Here is an 18,527-nt window from a genome sequence, read left to right as displayed (position 1 = left end):
TAAGATGGAGAAGCCGCAAGTCGAGCCACTCGATCGCGGACTCAATGAGAATCAGCCCGGCCTTGAGGCGTGCGGAAGAGGAGTTCATCTCGAGACCCATGGCAACTTCAAACCTAGGTCGGATGACTCGGCGCCGCTGGAAGGTGTTGGCCGGAGTGCTGATCCTCATTGTGTGCGCGATCGCCGCAATCCCTTGGGGGTTGGGAACGAGGCCCGCGCGGCGGTGGTTGCTCGCGCAGGCGAACCGAGCACTCGCGCCCGCCGGGATCGATTTCGCCACGATCCGATTCTCGTGGTTCGGCCCGACCCGGCTCACTAACTTCGTGCTCCGCGACGCCCAGCATGACCAGGTCATCGCCTCGCCCAACGCCGTCTGGGACCGGAACCTCCGGCAGATTCTCTTTGAGCGCCCTCGGCTCGGGACGTTCGACCTCAAGAGCGCGAGCCTCGACGTGGAGCGGCACGCCGACGGTTCGATCGACCTTTACGAGGCGATCAAGCCGGTTCTCGGCAAAAACCCAGGCACCGATTTGCACATCCGGATGCAACGCGCCCGACTCAGGTTCCGAACCGCAGGGCAGCCAGTCCCCGTGACGGCGGAGCGTGCGGACCTGACCCTGGACGTCCCCGCCGCCCCTCGGCCGATCGCCTGGAACTTGCAGTTGGAAAACCCCGCGACTCGGAATTCGGCAAAGCTCCAAATCGGGGGCCGGTTCGAGCGCTGGAAGCCGGCGAACACGCTGGTCGTGGAGGTCAAGGCGCAACGCTGGCCCTGGGCCGTGAGCGTGCCCGGCCTGGAATCGGCGGGGCACCTGGACGGCCAGTTCTCGCTCGGGCGTGAGGCAGGGAACTGGGCGGTCTCGGGAGATCTTGGCCTGCTCGACGTCGACGCGACCGGTTCGCGTCTGGCCGGCGACCACCTCCGGCTCGACCGCGTCACCGGGTCCTGGAACCTGACCGAAACCGCGGGAACGTGGGTCGTCCACCGCCTCGACCTGACCTCGCCGCTCGGCTCGATCAAGGCCAGTGGTCAGCGGCCGGCCTCGGCCAATGCTGTGGCGAAAGTCGAGGGGACGCTCGACCTCGCCGCAGTCGCGCGCCAGTTGCCCCATGCGCTCCGGCTGCGCGACGGGATCGCGCTCGACCGCGGCTCGGCCAAGGTCCGCATCGAGTCGCGGGACGATCCCAAACAGCAGGGACAGGGCTGGGATCTCGAGGCGAAAATCAGCGACCTGGAGGCGCAGGATCACGGACGTCGTTTCACTCTCCGTGAGCCAGCCACGCTCACCGGCCGACTGGCGAGGCGCGATCAAGGGCAGGGGATCGCGCTCGAGCGGGTGGCCGTGCGTACCGCCTTCTTGAACGTGACGGGGCAGGGGGATGTCGACCGCGGAATCGACTGGTCGGGGACCATCGACCTCGGCGGCCTCCAGCGACAGCTTCGCGACCTGGTCGACTTCGGCGCCATCGCGTTGGCCGGCGCGGGCGAACTCTCGGGACGCTATCACCGCGACGGGACCCGCTTCCAAGGGAGGTTGACCTCCGACCTCCGCGGCTTGCAGGTCGACGGCCTCGCGGCGGGTCCGCTCCGGCGCGAGCTCCTGCATCTCGATCTCGCGCTCGACGGAACGGCGGCCGCCTCGGGTCTGCCCGCGGCTTTGCACTCGGTTCGGTTCGATCTCGCGAGCGATGACACCACGGTCAAGCTCACCACCAAGTCGGGGCCGAATGCGAATTCCGTGACCCTGGATGCCAAGGCTCCCATCGTCTGGGTCGATCCCCCGCGCCGCGCCGAGGGACACCTTGAGGCCCAGTGGAGCTCGACCGGCGTCGTGATCGACCGCCTCGCGGTCTCGCTCACGGCCCTTGCCGAAAACGCGAAACCAGGAGACGAGCCGATCCGGGTCGACGCGAAGGGACGTTATGACCGGAGCGCGGGGGAGTTCGTCTTGACTCCCACGACCGCAGCGCCGGGACCGTCAGCCTTCGCGTTGGCTCCCGAAGGGATCCGGGTCTCGGGTCTCGGCGGGACCGGAGCCCTTCGCGGTTCGGCGGGGTTTGCCGGTGACCTCGGGGCCGTCCGGCAACTCATCGCGCCCGGTGATGGAGCCTCAAACGGGGGCCTGACCGGCCCCTGGTCGGCGCGTGCGACGGCCGAATCGACCGACGACGGCGTTCGGTTCGTGGGCAAGGTCGACCTCCATCCGCTCATGACCTCCGGCCCGGCCAACGAAGTCGTTCGTGACGAGGGGCCGATCACCTTCTCGCTCAACGTGCTTCGCCCAACCGATACGAACGAATTTCAGGTGGCCGAACTCGTCCTGGCGAGCCGCTACGCAACCCTGGAGGGGTCCGGTCGCCTGACCGACCCCAAGGGCAAGCGCAACGCCGACCTCCATGGTTCGTTGACCCCGCGTTGGGATGCGATCAACACCCTGCTTGCCGAACGCGTCGAGCCCGGAGCCCGCGTTTCGGGCAAGCCGCGGGCGTGGCGGATCAAGGGTCCAGTGGCGGGCGCGTCGCTGCCCGACGTCCTCAAGTCGCTCGACCTCGAGTTCGGATTCGAGTTTGCCGATGCCAATATCTACGGGCTCCGCGTCGGCCCGCTGCCGATCGTGGCGCGAACCCGTGAGGGCAGGCTCGAGATCGACGTGATCGACACCTCGTTGAACGGCGGTCGGATCCACCTCGAGCCCGTGCTCACCCTCGATCGCGAGCATGGGTCGACGCTCACGCTCGACGAAAACTCGTCGATCGCGAACGCAGAGATCAATGATGAAGTCTCGCGACGGTTCCTCTCGTACGTGGCCCCGGTGCTCGACCGAGCGACGCGTGCTCACGGGCGAGTTTCCGTCGACATCGAGGAAGCGGAGTTCCCACTCGGCGGCCCGGTGAAGCGTGAGGCCAAGGTGGAGGGGCAAGTCGTCTTCGAAGCCGTCGAGTTCCTCCCCGGCCCGTTCGCAGAGCAGCTCTTGAACCTACTCGGGCGGACTGATCGACCCACCATCAAGCTGGATGAACCGGTCGCGCTGACGATCGCCGATCGCCGGGTCTATCAGAAGGGCATGGCCTTGCCGCTGGGCCAGCTCACCCGAGTCGAGCTTGAAGGCTGGGTCGACTTCGACCGCAACCTCGAGTTGACCGCAAGCCTGCCGATCACGGCCGCGATGGTGGGCAATGCCCCCGTCCTCAGCGCCATGGTGGAGAACCAGCGGATCAGCGTGCCGATCCGGGGCACACTCAAGAACCCGGAGATCGACCGCGAGGCGATGAACCTCTCCCTCAAGAACCTCGGCCAATCGATCCTCGGCAACGGGATGATTCGGGGCGCGGCCGAGATGTTCAAGCAGCTTCAGAAGCCCCGCGATCCCAACGCCCCCCCACCCCCCACCTTTCAGGAACGGCGGGCCAACCGGCTCGAGCGCAAGGCCGAACGCAGACGCCAACGGGGCCTCGAACCCTGATCGTCGGGTCGGGTCGGATCGGCCAGGCCGCACTGAACTCTTTTTGAATCCACAATGCACGATGTCGGCGCATACGAATTTCAAGAACTTTTTGATCATCATCCCGGGTGGTCCGCAACGACTCAAAGGAGAACCCGACGGTGGGAGGGATCGACGCACGAACGCGGTGGCGGCTCGCCGGGATGATGGCCTTGATCTACGCGATCCAAGGGGCGTTCTGGCCGCTCCTGGCGGTCCACCTGCGGGACCTTGGGATCGATGGCCGGGGCCGCGGTTGGATCTTCGCGACCTTGGCTCTCGGGTCGTTCGCCATGCCCCTGGGCGCGGGCCAGTTGGTCGACCGGCTGATGCCGGCCCAACGGTTCCTGGCCCTCGCTTACCTGATGGGGGCGGCGATCCTGGCCGCCCTGGCCGTGGGGGTCTCGGTCACGCCCTGGCCCTTGTTCGCCTGGTTCCTCGCTTACTGGCTGGTGATGGCGCCAACGACCGTGATCGGCGCGACGCTCGCGTTTCGCAACCTGGCCAAACCGCAAAACGAATTTGCCGGGGTGCGGCTCTGGGGCACGATCGGCTGGATGGTTGCCGGCTGGTTCGTCTCGGTGCTGATGTCGAGCGTGGGTTCGTCGAGCGCCGGGCAAGGGGCCTATGAGGCGTTCTGGGTCGCGGCCGGCCTTTCCCTCGTCCTCGCGGTCTATAGTCTGACGTTGCCGCATACGCCCCCGCTGGCGGTCGGCGCCCGGACCACTTCAGGCCTTCGCGCGGCGGTCGCGATGCTCCGTCGTCGCGAGATCGAGGTGTACTTGCGGACCGCCTTTTGCGTCTGCCTGACCACGCCGTTCATCTATCAAGTGTTGCCCACCCACCTGGAGTCGCGCGGGTTGCCCCGCGCCTGGATCTCCACGGCCATGACCCTCGGCCAGGTTCCCGAAATCGCCGCCTTGGCGGTCCTCCCTGGGATGTTTCGGCGGTTCCAGTTTCAAGGGACCTTGGCGATCGGCATCGCCGCTCTGGCCGTTCGATTCTTGAGCCTGGTGGTCGACCCGCCCCTCTGGGTCATCCTGGCCGGGATCCCACTCCAAGGGATCGGCGTCGCTTGCTTCACGATCGGCGGGCAGGTGTTCATGGACAGCCGCGCTCCCGCCGAGCGACGCGCCGGTGCGCAAGCCCTTTTAACGGTCCTTACCGCGGGGATTGGTTCGCTCTTGGGAAGCGTGCTTGCGGGCGAAATATCAACATGGTTCTCCAGGGATTCCGCTTTGGTATTCTTAATCCCTTGCGTGATAGATGGGGCACTGCTAGTCTATTTTTGTGCGAGTTTCCGGCCGGACTCCGCAACCACCCCACGAATCGACGTCGGCGACGAGGCGCGTCCGTTGGGAACCGATGGTGTGCGGGGTTCAGTCGCACTCACGGGCAACCTCGTCACGGAGTCGGCCGATGGGTGACTATCTTCGCCTGTTGACCGCCAGCGACCGGGAAATTCCTCTGGCCACTCTTCAGCGAGCCGCCAACATCGGCGCGGTCTGGTCCGTGGATCATCCGGGCACGCTCGGCAACTATCTGGCGATCGGTCCCGACCCGAACGACTCGCAAAACGTCTGGGCCACCATCGAATGCAACCCAGTCGCCCCCAACACCTTGGGAGCCGAAGAGGTTGCCGAATACATCGACAGCCTCGACTCGGGCGGCCCGCCCGCGGCCGTCCGCTGGCTCAGCGACTATCTGGAAACCGTCCGCGCGATCTATGCCATCCGGGTCTATCCCGAGCCGATGAGCCATTCTCCCGCGGCGATCGAGGCAATCCTGGCGATTCGAACCGCGTTACGGACCGCCGTGGGGGGGGTTGGCCAGTGGGACGGCCAAGGGTTCACCAACGAGGACGATCGACTCATCTGGTGTCACCCGTCCACCCACCCGAAAGGCTCGGTCCGCGCCGCGCTCCTGGATGAATCCACCGGGGAGTGGATCCCTTGCGAGCTCAACCTCGGCCATCCCGAGCAACTTTCCGCGTTTGTCCGGGGCGAAGTCCATCGCTCCGCCCGGCACCGGGACGCCTGATCTCCACTCTCGGGCCCGGGTCGGGTCCCACCCTGGCTTTGATTTAGTGCTCGTCCGTCGACTCTTTTTTGGTGGCCTGCTGCTCGAGCTTTTTCGCTTTCGCACGTGGTCGACGCTTGGCCGGAGGTTTGGGAGGGGGCGGCGGGACACTCGCCTCTTCGAGCGCCTCGGCCGACTGCTCGAGTTGACTCACCAGCAAGCCGAGAAAATGGAGTCGAGTTCCCTGGGTTTCCAGGAATTCGTTGAAGAGGAATCCCCCTTCAATCAAGTCTTCCCCTTGATCGAGGATGTCGTTGGCGAGGCCCTCGACCAAAACGTCGCGACCGCTCTGAAGCACTTCGATCGCCGCTCGATACTTATTAAAAAGCCGGTCAGGCATGGTCGTTCACTCCTCCGTAGTCTTATCGAAGCGGGATGTCGGCTCAGTCCGAGAGGTCGACTCAAGATCCAACAGGCGGGTTGACGCGTCCCCAACGCGTTGCGAACCAGGCCGCAACGCGTGCATCAAGCCAACGGCGATTTCCACCCCAGCGCGTCCGGCTGAAATAGCCAAGGTGCCCACCACTGCTATTCAATTCCAATGCCAAACCGGGAGGAAATTTAATATAGCGAAATGGGTCAGGAGGGATAAAGGGGTCATCCTCGGCATGAATCACCAAGCCGGGAATCTGGATCCGGGGGATCAGCGGCCCGGAACTGCTCTGAGCGTAATAATCAACGGCGTCTCGGAAACCGTTCCGGGGCGCAGTGTAGAGGTCGTCGAAGTCGAGGAGGGTCTTTGCAGGCGTCAGGTCGATCGGTTCCAGGTCGGGAAAGCGGGCCTGCAACCGGGCCACTTCGGCACGGAGTAGGCGTACGAAATTGCGGTCGTAAATCCGATTCTCCGGACGCTGGATGTGTCGGCAACAGGCCGCCAGGTCGATCGGCGGATTGGCCGCCAGGACCGAGTCGAGTCCCTCCACCGGCCTGTCGACGGCTTCCGCCGCCAGTTTCAACGCCAGGTTGGCCCCCAGGGAGAACCCAGCCACGGCAAGCGGCGAACCGGGAGCCGTGGAGCCGAGCCAGTCGACCACCCGCCGCACGTCCTCGGTGCGGCCCGCATGGTAAATGCCCCGGGCCAATCCGAACCCGGCACCCGCGCCGCGGAGGTTCATCCGAACCACCCGGATCCCCAACCGCAACAGGCGAGCGGCCACGCGCACCACATAGGGCGCTCGAGCGCAGCCGCCGAGTCCGTGGATCAGGACCACCCCCGGGTCCCCCGACACCCACCCCTCCGGCGCGGAATCGAGGATGCAAAGCCGATCCCCCTGGTCGACGTCGATCACGTGAGACGTCGACGGGAACTTGATCCGCGGTCCGGGAAGATAGCGACCCACAATCGTCTGGGTGTGCCCGCCACGCACCCAGGGATGGGGCACGAAGGGGGGAATTCCCGTGTCAGAGCACCGTGGTGCCATCAAGCTCGTCATAGCAAAAAGTCCGAGGTCGTCGTTTCCGCTCAGCCCGAGACGTGTCGTCGTCAGTCCCCGACTCACGGGCCGACCTTGCGAATCCGGTGGTTGCCGGTGTCACCAATGTAGACCGCGCCATCGGGCCCCACGGCCACGCCATGGGGACGGTCCAACAGGGCCGAGGTGGCCGCGCCACCGTCCCCCTCACCGCCCCGGCGACCGGTGCCGGCCACGGTCCGGATCAGGCCGGTCCGGGCGTCGATCCGCCGGATCGCGTGATTCTCGGTATCAACAATGAACAGGTTCCCCGCGCGGTCGATCGCCAATTCCTTGGGACCGTCGAACGTGGCCTCCTTCGCCGGGCCGCCGTCACCCGAATACCCCTTGGCCCCCGTGCCCGCCCGGGTCGTGATCAGGCCGTCCCGCGGGTCAACGCCCCGGAGCCGGTTGCCTTGCCGTTCGAGGATGAAGACCGTGCCGTCGGCCCCGACCTCCACAGCGCGGGCCCCCGCGATCGAGGCGGCCAAGGCCGGTCCGCCGTCCCCCGCGAACTTGCCGCGGCCCGTCCCCGCGAACGCGGCGATTTCACCCGTCCCGAGGTCCAGCACGCGCACCCGATTGTCCGCCACGTCGGCAATGAAGAGCCGCGCTTCCTTGGGGTCCAGCGCCACTCCGTTGGGTTCGACCAAACCCGCCCGCGTCCCAGGACCACCGTCGCCCGAATAAGTCTTGGACCCATCCCCCGCCACGGTCGTGATGATCCCCGTCCCCGCATCAACCCGGCGCACCCTGCGATTGAGCCGATCGGCGAAGTAAAGGTTCCCGCGCGAATCGAGCACAATTCCGTAGGGTTCGTCCAACTTCGCCTTCAAGGCAGGCCCACCATCCCCTGAAAACCCCTTGGTCCCGCTGCCGACAACCGTCGTGATCGCCCCCGTCTTACCGTCGACCCGCCGAATACAGTGGTTCATCGTGTCGGAAAGGTAAAGGTTGCCCCCCGAGTCGAACGCGACGTCAAACGGCATGTTCAACGGCACCTCGACCGCGGGTCCGCCATCCGCGGGCCGCCCCAGCTTGCCGGTCCCAACCGCCGTCGACATGGTCGGATCGGCCAGAACGAGCAAACAAATTCCCAGAGGCAGGGTCAAAAGTGCCATTTCAACGGGCCCTGGAAGTCTTGAAGGTGCTTCGAAGTCTCGAACGCCCTGCGACAAACGCGTTCAGGTCGTTCTGAGATTCTAGCGTCGGCTCCCCTCCCTTCCAGGGACTGACGGGAAAATCGTGTCGGCGTGTTGACACACAACCCATTCACTCAATCGCCCACTTGAATTTGGGGGTTCTGGACAATCGAGGCAGTTTTCAATCGAAGAAGCGCAGCCTCAATCGGTGCCGTTCGAGCCAAGAATAGCACCGGCCCGTCCTCCTCTTCTGCTCTTCTCCCCCCCCTGGGACCGCGGGTGTCCCGCCCGCTCTTGGAAGGAATTTTGAAATTGATAATTGAATTGTGGGCGGGACGCCCGCGGTCCCAGGGGGGGTAATCAGACCGCGCAATTCTGAACGGGAGATCCGTCCTTAAACGCATTATCAAGAGTTGCAAGCCTATCGAATCGCACAAAGCGACCCAGTCCAAGAAGGCCGCTGGAGTGGAACCCACAAGTCGAGAAAAACCAACCTAAAACAAATTTATTAATTCATTTTCATTTCTTTGAAAGAATGGGCCTGACCCACTCGACAAAACCCCACAAGACTTCTGGTCGTCATGCGGCGTTTCGCGGCGAAATCGCCATGAGGCTGGGGACAACCGGTTGTCGGTTGCCCCCAGCGCAGGAACTCATTGCGGGAAGATCCTTTGTGGGGGCAGGGGACCGCACCCATCGCGGTCTGACGAGTCGTTCAGCGAGTCGCCTCACCCTGCTGTCTTCCCAAGGAGGTCGACCTCCCTACTCAGGTTACGATGATTCTACCTTTCGTGACAGAGTCCGAAGGAAAACGTGGCTTTCCCGCACCCATCATCCGCGAGGCGGGTCGGACGGACGGGCGGAGGCTCGAACCATGCGTGAGGATCGGGGGGTGCCCGCATCAAAAAAAGTAAGCATCCTCTGACCAGTTTGCCTTTTCCCCTCGTAGGAAGAATGCCGGGTGAGGATGAGACCTGGGGGGTCTTCCTGACACTCGCAAGCTGAGGAGTCCACGCAGGGGCGAGCGTTCCTCGCTCCGCGACGAGGCTCGCGCCTCTCGAAGGAGAATTCCGATGAGTGCCTGGTTCAGGCGGGTATCGAGCGTGTTGGGAACCGCGGCCTTGGTGCTGGCCGTTGTCGCGGGGTCGGGGTCGACGGCGTTTGCTCGAAGCGGCGGCAGACACGGCGGAGGCGGTTATCACCATGGCGGCGGCTACTCCCGAGGCTATGGGAGAGTGGGCGGCTTCGGCTTCGGTGGATTCGGGTATCGGAATTACTATTCCGGCTACCGCGCCCCCGGCTACCGCTTCGGCTCTGGGGGTTCGTACTACGCACCGTTGTACGTCTTCCCCCCGTACGTGTCCCGCTCTCCTTATTACTCCGCGCCGGGCTTCCGACGCGGGTACAGTTACGCCCCTCGCTTCCGCCGGGGATATGGCGGCTACCGTCGTTGACGTTTCGGCCCTGGATGGGTACTCGACCATTCTCAGATGCAAGGTCCAGCCTCCAAACCCAATTCGACTCGCTTCCCCTCTCCTCTCCACCCCCCAGGAGAGGGCTCTCGTTGATCTTCTCCGAACCGGAAAGACAGAACGGGACTCGGCATCCTTTTATGCTGGCAAAGGACCGCGTGTTGGGCCGGTTTACGAGAACCATTGGGGGGGGTGGACGATGGCTGACAAATCAAAAGCATCGGAAAGCGGCAAGGCAATTACACACGATGAATTGATCGGATTGTTAAACGAGGACCGCTCCCGAGAATACCAGGCGATCATCGCTTACGTCGTTGAATCGCAGGCCATCAAAGGTGCGCAGTACAGGGTATTGCCAAGGAGTTCGAGGTCCATGCCGGTGAGGAATTGGCTCACGCCCTGACGATCGCCGGCCAGATTGACGATCTGGGCGGCCAGCCGACGGTCACGGTCAAGCCCGTGAAGACGTCGGAGCCGGAGGAGAACATGCTCCGGTTCGACCTCGAGAACGAGAACGATACGATTCGGGCCTATCGCGAGCGGGCCCGCCAGTGCGAGGCGCTCGGGGAGTACGCCATCGCCGAGCAGATCCGCGAGATCCTGATCGACGAACAGGAGCATCAAACCGATCTGGCGACCGCGTTGGGGATCGACGCGCCCGATGTCTCTCGCTCCTGAGCCGGGACCCGGTACGAGCCGGTCGGCTCACTGCCGGCCGAGACCGGACCGCCTCGGTTGGCTCGTCCATCGTCGGGCCAGACGATCCGATCCGGTGCCGGTACCACCGCGCTAATCTCGTCCATTAACTGATGGATCATGGACCGAAGCAGACTCGCTTCGTCAATGGTCAAGCTCGAGTCGGCCAGGCGACTCGTCATTCGCTGAAGGGTTTCGATGGCGGGAGTTCGGTGTGACAGGACGGACATGGGACAACTCGGAATCGGAGTTGGTGAGATCGCACTCAAGACGCGAGAGGTCATTCCTCTTGCTTGGCCTCTCTTTGGGAAACTCGCACGAGCTTAAAGCAAATGAGTCGCCAAAGGCCGCCCCCCACCTTCAAATTTCGCCGTCCCCCCGTGAAAATGACCCGCCGAATCCGCCCTAACCCCTTCCAAAATCGTCTGTTACATGTCAAGACTCCATCTTGGGCTTTTGTCCCCGATTCCGGTTCGACCGCTTGCGACCGCCGAAATTGAGGGCACGAACGCCACGACCTCGGGCGATCATTGGAAGGCCCGCCTCACCTCCCCGGCAACTTTTACAGAGTGTGACGATCGTCTCGTGAATCCCTCGCTCTCCGCACCGCGCATGAAGGCGATTCCAGGCGAGTCACGCAGACGACCCCAACGACAACGCATCCACACTGCTGCACTGTCGATATTCATCAGGAGTGAGCGAAAATTCGAGAGAAACGTGGTCGAGCCACGGCCCCGAAACTCAGAACTTGCCTGGCCCAACGAGCATCCACCGAGCTTGGCCGTCCCGTCATTCCCGCAGAGAAAGTCGAAGCGTGCCGGTCCGAACCGTTGATTTTCAAACGATAGGATGATTGATACGTCCTGCTCTGCTAAACTGATGTCGATTATGCCGCGGCGATGGCGCTGACAGCGATGCACATCACACGGGTGGTCGAGGCCTTCATGGTCGCCAAGTTTGCCTCCAGGACTACGCCACGCGGGCCCTGGTCATCGCCGCCGCCGGCCATAACGGCTTCATGATCGGGCCAATTACACCCGCGTTCTTCGTGCGGACGATGAGTTGACTTCCATGAGATTACCCATCGACGAGCAGTTGCGGGAGCGACTCCGGCAATTGCGTGAACTCCAATTGGCGGAATGCCGTGCTGGTCGCCCTCAGGTCGTCGATGAGGTGTTCCTCAACGAGGAGGTCGTCCGCCTCAAAAGCGGGGGCGGACACTCGGCATACCTGGGTCTGGACGGGCGAGCGATCACCGTGAATGACAACGAAGGCTTCCCGCCCGTGGTGCTGGAGGCCCCGAAGGACATCGCTTCCGTCGTCGTCCGCTGGGCTCCGGAAGCCGGCCTGGCGGAACTTGTCGAAGTCCTGCCTCCGAAGGCCGACGGGGGTGCGGTTTGCTCTCTCTGCGATGGAACTCGATACGAGGAATTGCAGGGTGAACGTTGGTGCTGCCGACGGTGCTGTGGGCTCGGTTGGACCAACGCATGAAGATCGAGATTCAACATCAACCAGGGGCGTCGATTGTTTTGATGATCGGTCCCCTCCGGTCAAGGACAGAGCTATGCGTGTGCCACGGTTTTCGTTACGGGGCCTGATGGTATTGATCGCGCTGCTTGCAGTCTCGCTATCGGCCTGGGTGACCCTTAATCGGTCGATTGGTCGAGGGGGGCGGCTCTATGCGCGAGCCCGCAGCCTGGCCGCCATGGGGAGGTCGGCACGGGAATACGCGGCCGAGTTCCAGGCCTGTAATAATCCCAAGCCCCCCCTTTGCAGGTGCTGCCACCTGGAGTACCTCCCGGGACGCGTCGAAGCCAACGCGACCAAAAGACGCGTGACGGTTCACACCCAGTACATCCGCCAGTTCGAATCGATCGCCGCGCGCCTCGACTCAATGTCACTTCAGTGCCTCCACGCCGCCGACCGACCCTGGGTCGCTGCGCCGACCCAGTCCGCTGAGTGGCACCTAGCCTCCGAGGCCATTAGCCTGTTCGGCGACTTCCGTTCCAATGCCCAACCCTTTTGATCCAGGCCGGCGACGTACTGGGCTTCGTCACCGCTCTTCGGTTCCGGCTCCCATCGGACCAACTCGTTCATCGGTCATCCTGACAAGCCTGCCCGTCCTCCGGAAAATCGTCCGTAAGGCCAGATCTCCGAGAACTGGATTCAGAGGCGATCGAGATTCCTCCGGACCTTCGCCAACAACTCGGCTTCGTCGACCTCCAGGCTCATGAACTCTTCGACGCTCCGCTTTTCAATTCCAATCAAACACCTTACGAACAATCAGCCATAAACAAACCGAAATGTTTACTTAATCCAATTGCAACTTCGTCAACATTTCAGCAGTTCAGGCAAGAGAGGGTAAAATCCAGTCTGCCGCCTCGGTTCTGGAGGGCTGACGAGCAAGACGCCCTCATCGAGTCGCCAGCCCGCAGGACTGTTGCCTGAACGCCTCGCTAGATTTTCGAGTGCAAGGATGATTCGCCCGCCCTCTCATGCTAAACTGATGTCGATCATGCCGCGGCAATGGCGCTGACGGCGATGCTTATCACACGGGTGGTCGAGGCCTTCATGCTCGCCAAGTTCGCCTCCTTCACCCTCGTCGGGATCGAGGCTGTCACGGTTGAGGTCGAGGTTGATATCTCCTCCTCCTCAATGCCCAAAACCGTCCTCGTCGGCCTCGCCGAGGCCGCGGTCCGCGAGAGCACCCACCGGGTGGAACGCGCCCTGGTGAATTCCGGATATCGCCGGCCGATTGATCGCATTATCATCAACCTCGCACCGGCCGACCTCAAAAAAGAGGCCAGCGGGTTCGACCTCCCGATCGCCCTGGGCATGCTCGTCGGCAGCGGCCAGGCCGCCATGGAACGACCGGGACGGTACGCCGTCGTCGGCGAGCTCGCTCTCACCGGCGAAACCCGCCCGATCAAGGGCGTCCTCGCCATGGCTCTCGCCGCCGCCCACGAAAAGTTCGACGGCCTGCTCGTCCCCGAGGCCAACGCCTCCGAGGCCGCCGTCGTCGAAGGAATCCCGGTTTTCCCGATCGGCAGCCTCGCCGAGGCCGTCGGATTCCTCTCCGGACAGCTCGACATCGACCCCCGATCGGTTGACCTCGAAGAAGTCTTCCGCCGCCTGACTCGCGGCGAGGAAGACTTCGTCGACGTCAAAGGACAGGACTACGCCAAGCGGGCCCTCGTCATCGCCGCCGCCGGCGGCCATAACGTCCTGATGATCGGCCCTCCTGGCACCGGCAAGACGCTCCTCGCCAAGCGGCTGGGCACGATCATGCCCTCCTTGACGCCAACCGAGAGCCTCGAGACCACCCGAATCTACAGCGCCATGGGCTTGCTCCGCCCCGGTGAGCCGCTCATGGCCGTCCGACCGTTTCGATCGCCCCACCACTCCGTCAGCGACGCCGGACTCGTCGGCGGCGGCAGCACGCCCCAGCCGGGGGAGATCAGTTTAGCACATAAAGGCGTTTTGTTCCTTGACGAGCTCCCCGAGTTCAATCGCAAGACCCTCGAAGTTCTCCGCCAGCCCCTTGAGGAAGGCCACGTCACCATCAGTCGAGCCTTGCGGAGCACCACCTTCCCCGCTGACTTCGTCCTCGTCGCCGCCATGAATCCCTGCCCCTGCGGATACCGCAGCGACCCGCGACGCGCCTGCAACTGCACCCCGCCCCAAGTCGAAAAATACCTCAGCAAAATCTCCGGGCCGCTCCTCGACCGCATCGACCTCCACGTCGAGGTCCCCGCCGTCCCGTTCACCCAACTCACCGAGGCGCCTCCAGGGCCAACCTCGGCCGAGTTCCTCAACCAGGTCCTCAAGGCCCGCACCCGCCAAGCCCAACGCTTCGGCAACAAGGGCCCGGTCGTCAACGGCCGGATGACGCCCCGCCAAGTCCGCAAGTTCTGTCCGCTCCGGCCCGAGGCGCTCAGCCTACTCAAGGCTGCCATGGAGGAACTCGGCCTCTCGGCCCGGGCCCACGACAAGGTGCTCCGAGTCGCACGCACCATGGCCGACCTCGAAGAAAGCGAGATCATCCTCCCCCAACACATCGCCGAGGCCGTCGGATACCGCTCGCTCGACCGCTCCGTCTGGGCCTGAGCAACGCCGCACGTGGCTCTGTCTCGCTTGGGTTTGCGGTGAGGTGCTCCAGATGGGCTATCGCCAGGCACGTCAGCGAGGAGGCTTGAGTAGTTTAGGCAGAATAGCAGTTTAGCCGGGCGTCCAGACAGGCTACCCAGGCCTCCCGCTTTGTTCAATTTGGGTGCCTGGCCAATCGTGATCCACACGGTTCTCCAGACTCCCGACGGAGCGTGGTTCTCGTTTGAGTGGCGGGCCAAGAAGGAAACACCCTAATTCCCCCATGGGGGAATTCTGGCACGCCTAGCCGGTCACGCCTTCGTTTTTGCCTTGGGCTTCCTCGCTGGCTTCGGCTCCGGGCTCGATGACGCGACCGCCAGCCCCTCGGGCACTTGACGGCCGACCGTGAACAGCGCCTTCAGCATCAGGTCCACCGACGTGTCGGCCGTCGCGGATTCGAGTTTCGCGATCCGGGATTGGCTCGACCCGATCGCCCCGGCGAGTTGCTTCTGGGTCAGCCCCTTCGCCTCACGGCCCTCGCGGACGGCCCGAGCCAACATCACGCGGAATTCTACGATCTTCTCCTCGACCTCCGTCAAGCCGAGGAACTCGGCCACGGTCGTGGCCCGGAAGCCAGCCGCCTCCAACGCTTCGAGTTCGTGCTTATCCACTAGGTCTTTCCTTCCTCGCCTTGGCCAGAGCCTCATCGTACCGGGCGAGTCGCGCCTTGCAACGGTCGATCGCGGCCTTCGGCGTCTGCTGAGTGGTCTTGGCGAACACATCGGCAACCACGATCGTCCCCGCATCGATACACGGTAGACGACCCGCCAGGGCCGGTTCTCGTCCTTGATCCGCAACTCGTGACACCGGGGCCCGATGCTGGGCATGGGACGGGAGTGGGGCATGCCGAAGATCTCGCAATCCTGGAGCCGGCGGAGCAACGCCCCCGCCTCGAGCCTCGCCGCTTCCGAGAAGGGCGGAGTCTTGATCTCGCCGTGGAGAAAGAACAGGGTTTGGGGTTGCTCGTTCGCCGTGCTCACGGAGGAATCATGTGTCAGATCCGCCATCAAAGCAATAGGTCGGATCTGACATTTTCCGATCGCCACCATCGACGGACTAAGACTAAGCCGCCAGAGACGAAGCCGCCAGGCAATTCGGTGAGGAGGCTTGAGCAGCTTAGGCAGAATAGCAGTTTAGCCGAACGCACAAACAGGTCACCCAAGCCTCCCGCTTTGTTCAATTTGGGTGCCTGGCCAATCCGGTCGTTCCTGGCTTGATTCGACGTGTTGGTCGTGGAGGCTGTGGCGCCAACCTGAGACAGGTTTGCGGTCGATCACCTAGTGTCCCGATACGGCTTCTTGTCCTTATAGAGCTTCAGCCTCTCCTCAAACTCTTTCTTGTTCTCGGTGTCGGTCGAAAGCCTGTGAGCCTTCTCTTGCCATTCTACGGCTTTATCGAAATTTGCCGACTCGGCGTAAGCGGCGGCGAGGGTACCGAGGATATTTGTATCTTTCCATTCGCTCAATTCGCAAGCCGTGGTGGCTGATTCCACTGCCTTCTTCCCGTCTCGGAACCTTTCATCGGGACAGGTAGCCCACAACCAAGCACGTCCGTTGTAGGGTTCGGCAAATTTAGGGTCGAGTCGGGTGGCCTCGTTGTAGTCGGACAGGGCTTTGTCATACTCTTTCTTATTCCGCCAGAAGTCACCCCGATTCTTGAATGCCCACGCATGTTCTGGGCCGAGACGAATGGCTTCGTTGCAATCCATAATCGCTTTCCCGTATTCATTTTTACTGCTCAACACCAAAGCTCTGTTGTTGCAAGCATAGGCATATTTGGGATCGAGCCGAATGGCCGTATTGTAATCAGCGATGGCTTTTTCGTGCTCCTTCTTGTCCTTCCAGGCATTGCCTCTGTTGTTATACGCATGCACATATCCCTGATCGATTCGGATAGCTGTAGTGTAGTCAGCGATAGCCTTTTCGTGTTCCTTCTTGTCCAGCCAGACGTTGCCTCTGTTATTGTACGCATGGACATAGCCCGGATCGATTCGGATAGCTGTAGTGTAGTCGGCGATAGCCTTTTCGTATTCCTTCTCGTCCTTCCAGGCGAGGGCACGACTGTTGTATGCGTTTACGTATTGGGGATCGAGCCGAATGGCTTCACTGTAATCAGCGATGGCCTTTTCGTCGTTCTTCATGACTCTCCAAGTGTCCCCCCGATTTTTGAAAGCTCTGGCATAAGTTCGATCGAGTCGAATTGCCTCGTTGAAGTCGGCGAGAGCCTTCTCGCATTCATTCTTGTCCTTCCAGGCGATACCCCGATTGTTGAAATACAAGGCTTCATTCGGCTCAAGTCGGATGGCCTCATTGTAGTCGGCGATGGCGATGTCAGCCTCTCCCTTCTCGTGCCATACTAGCCCTCTTGAATTATAAAGATGCGATTCAGGGTTCGCTCTGATCCGGTTGGTATAGAAATCAATGGCTTGCTCGTAGGGGATGACGTGCTTGGCCTGCACCCAACCGCTGATCCCGCTCATCTCGTCCTGGAGCCAGAGCCACTTGCCGTTGACGTGCTGGACTCGGTAGGTACGGCTAGACTTCCGGTCTTTTCCCGAAGCCGTGATGCTGGCGGTACGTCCTTCATCGTCCACGACCTTATTCCCGACTTTGAGGACCGTCCCGAACCGCGTGAAGACACGCCTGCCGACCCAGGGGTCTTTCGTCTGGGCGTTCGCCAAGCCAGCCATCGTTAGCTGAGCAAATACGGACCACATCATCAGATTCTTCATTGGGGTCTCGCATCGTCAGAATTTTGCTTGAGCTATCCTTATTGAGAATAAGGGACGATGGGGCACCACTCAATAGGCCCTGGCGACAGAGTCCCGGTGATTCTGGATGCGTTCTGGCGGCGGTGGCGGGGAAATCGACGGAACTGGAAATCGCGATTGGCTGGTACTACAAAAGGGGTTATGACAGTAGAAACCCCATGGGGTTCCCCAGTGGCCTATAGTCCCGAGATGCGCCATATGAGATCGGGCTCACACCACACTGACGGAACAGACCACTTCGACAGTTCAGTGGGATGAGCGCAAACACCTTGCCGTGGTGTTTCTCGGGGCCGACAAGATGGGCGAGTTCTTCGACGACGTGCTCCTACTGACGGTGAGGAAGCTGGTCGAGGCGGGATTGTTGTACGACGAGGTGAATCGGTTGCTCAAGATCCCGGCCACCTGGGGCGCGAAGATCAGCGAGGGGCTAAGTCGCCAGGCACTTCAGCGAGGAAGCTTGAGTAGTTTAAGTAGAATAGCATATTAGCCGGGCGTCCGAACAGGTCACCCTGGCCTCCCGTTTTGTTCAATTTGGGTGCCTGGCCAATCGTGACGCTGCCGCCTAACCCTGTCGCTGGAGCGGGCCGGCCGCAGTAACATGGTTGAGCGAGAGGCCACTGTGGCCGGCCGCTCAGTTCCTTGGCGTTAGGCAACACGGAATCACTTCGATGGAACTTGATATCCAGGTCAAACGACTGCGAGCGTCGAAGCGACGATGGCAAGCTCTCGCCTCCTTCGGCGGACTGCTGATCCTCGGGTCCGCTCTGGCCCTCGATCGAGCCCAGGCGGAGCGGAATCGCCAGGAGGCCACGGTGGCCTACATCAAGGCACTCGCCTCGCAGCCGAGCGACGTCCTCAAGATGGAGTACCCCGAGGAAGGCGGGCGTGATTCGTTCGAACTCGTTCGGTGACATGGAGCCCGGCGCCCGATGGCGCCAGCACCGGTCATAGGATCGCTCGCCATTCGTGGGGAAGCTCCAGACCAGCCCCGGGTGGGGGAGTGGGGAGTCACACCCTGGATTGAGACTGTCACGACGACTCACACGTTCTCTCTTCCCGTCCTCCCACTCGCCACCGAACGGGAACAAGCTCCGATCATTCGGACGAAGGCCGTTCGGTTGACTCAATAAATCAACCCGGGAGGGCCCGGGAATGCACCCTCCCCGGGCGTTCCTTACAGTCGACCCGACCCAGCCCTGCTCCAACCGGTCAACGTCGCACTCGACGACCCGAGGACAGTGACCTGGATCGACCTGATCCCTCATTTGCGGCCAGGCACCACCCAGACG

13 protein-coding genes and 1 pseudogene are annotated in these 18,527 nt (G+C 62.5%); 9 read left to right on the top strand and 5 right to left on the bottom strand.

Annotated features, from left to right (window positions below; genetic code table 11):
- Nucleotides 1-98 precede the first annotated feature (98 nt).
- The 3 genes from BUS42_RS28020 to BUS42_RS28010 all read left to right on the top strand — a co-directional run bounded on the left by BUS42_RS28020 (nt 99) and on the right by BUS42_RS28010 (nt 5,522).
- On the top strand, nt 99-3,464 hold the full coding sequence (locus tag BUS42_RS28020; RefSeq protein WP_074312533.1) for an AsmA family protein: 3,366 nt from the start codon (nt 99-101) through the stop codon (nt 3,462-3,464).
- Nucleotides 3,465-3,604: 140 nt separating this feature from the next.
- The gene (locus tag BUS42_RS28015) at nt 3,605-4,909 is read left to right on the top strand and encodes an MFS transporter (RefSeq protein ID WP_074315419.1); all 1,305 of its coding nucleotides are present in this window, start codon (nt 3,605-3,607) and stop codon (nt 4,907-4,909) included.
- On the top strand, nt 4,902-5,522 hold the full coding sequence (locus BUS42_RS28010; protein ID WP_074312531.1) for a hypothetical protein: 621 nt from the start codon (nt 4,902-4,904) through the stop codon (nt 5,520-5,522). Before BUS42_RS28015 ends, BUS42_RS28010 begins: the two co-directional genes overlap by 8 nt.
- Nucleotides 5,523-5,565: 43 nt before the next feature.
- On the opposite strand, the gene BUS42_RS28005 is transcribed toward BUS42_RS28010, so the two are convergent.
- The 3 genes from BUS42_RS28005 to BUS42_RS27995 form a co-directional block, all read right to left on the bottom strand.
- Nucleotides 5,566-5,901 (bottom strand): hypothetical protein, encoded by a 336-nt coding sequence (locus tag BUS42_RS28005; RefSeq protein ID WP_074312529.1) that lies wholly within the window; start codon nt 5,899-5,901, stop codon nt 5,566-5,568.
- A gap of 61 nt (nt 5,902-5,962) precedes the next feature.
- Nucleotides 5,963-6,943: a YheT family hydrolase gene (locus BUS42_RS28000; RefSeq protein ID WP_254053840.1), complete on the bottom strand. Its 981-nt coding sequence runs from the start codon at nt 6,941-6,943 to the stop codon at nt 5,963-5,965.
- Between the two features lie 113 nt (nt 6,944-7,056).
- The gene (locus tag BUS42_RS27995; protein ID WP_074312525.1) at nt 7,057-8,133 is read right to left on the bottom strand and encodes an NHL domain-containing protein; all 1,077 of its coding nucleotides are present in this window, start codon (nt 8,131-8,133) and stop codon (nt 7,057-7,059) included.
- A gap of 1,094 nt (nt 8,134-9,227) precedes the next feature.
- Here BUS42_RS27995 and BUS42_RS43135 point away from each other — a divergent pair.
- From BUS42_RS43135 to BUS42_RS27965, 5 genes and pseudogenes are all read left to right on the top strand, one after another.
- Entirely contained in the window at nt 9,228-9,608 is a 381-nt protein-coding gene (locus BUS42_RS43135) for a hypothetical protein (protein WP_074312523.1), read from the top strand.
- Between the two features lie 217 nt (nt 9,609-9,825).
- A pseudogene (locus BUS42_RS46720) lies at nt 9,826-10,304 on the top strand (bacterioferritin).
- Between the two features lie 1,089 nt (nt 10,305-11,393).
- Nucleotides 11,394-11,813, top strand: coding sequence for a hypothetical protein (locus BUS42_RS27975; protein ID WP_074312519.1), 420 nt, complete (start codon nt 11,394-11,396; stop codon nt 11,811-11,813).
- A 73-nt stretch (nt 11,814-11,886) separates the two neighbouring features.
- Nucleotides 11,887-12,348 carry a hypothetical protein gene (locus tag BUS42_RS27970; protein ID WP_074312517.1) on the top strand — a complete coding sequence of 154 codons (462 nt, stop codon included), beginning with the start codon at nt 11,887-11,889 and terminating at the stop codon, nt 12,346-12,348.
- Between the two features lie 545 nt (nt 12,349-12,893).
- Complete coding sequence (locus tag BUS42_RS27965; RefSeq protein ID WP_074315416.1) at nt 12,894-14,429, top strand: YifB family Mg chelatase-like AAA ATPase; 1,536 nt, start codon at nt 12,894-12,896, stop codon at nt 14,427-14,429.
- 290 nt (nt 14,430-14,719) lie between these two features.
- Here the strand turns inward: BUS42_RS27965 and BUS42_RS45475 are convergent, their stop codons facing one another.
- Both BUS42_RS45475 and BUS42_RS27950 read right to left on the bottom strand, forming a co-directional pair.
- Nucleotides 14,720-15,448 carry a helix-turn-helix domain-containing protein gene (locus BUS42_RS45475; RefSeq protein ID WP_254053837.1) on the bottom strand — a complete coding sequence of 243 codons (729 nt, stop codon included), beginning with the start codon at nt 15,446-15,448 and terminating at the stop codon, nt 14,720-14,722.
- A gap of 293 nt (nt 15,449-15,741) precedes the next feature.
- Nucleotides 15,742-17,199: a tetratricopeptide repeat protein gene (locus BUS42_RS27950; protein ID WP_074312513.1), complete on the bottom strand. Its 1,458-nt coding sequence runs from the start codon at nt 17,197-17,199 to the stop codon at nt 15,742-15,744.
- A gap of 707 nt (nt 17,200-17,906) precedes the next feature.
- Between BUS42_RS27950 and BUS42_RS27940 the strand changes: the two genes are divergently transcribed.
- The gene (locus BUS42_RS27940) at nt 17,907-18,149 is read left to right on the top strand and encodes a hypothetical protein (protein ID WP_074312509.1); all 243 of its coding nucleotides are present in this window, start codon (nt 17,907-17,909) and stop codon (nt 18,147-18,149) included.
- Nucleotides 18,150-18,527 lie beyond the last annotated feature (378 nt).

This window comes from Singulisphaera sp. GP187, assembly GCF_900129635.1.
In the GTDB taxonomy this organism is placed as follows: Bacteria; Planctomycetota; Planctomycetia; order Isosphaerales; family Isosphaeraceae; genus Singulisphaera.
The sequence above is the reverse complement of the archived record's forward strand: the minus strand, read 5'-3'. Positions and strand labels throughout refer to the sequence as shown.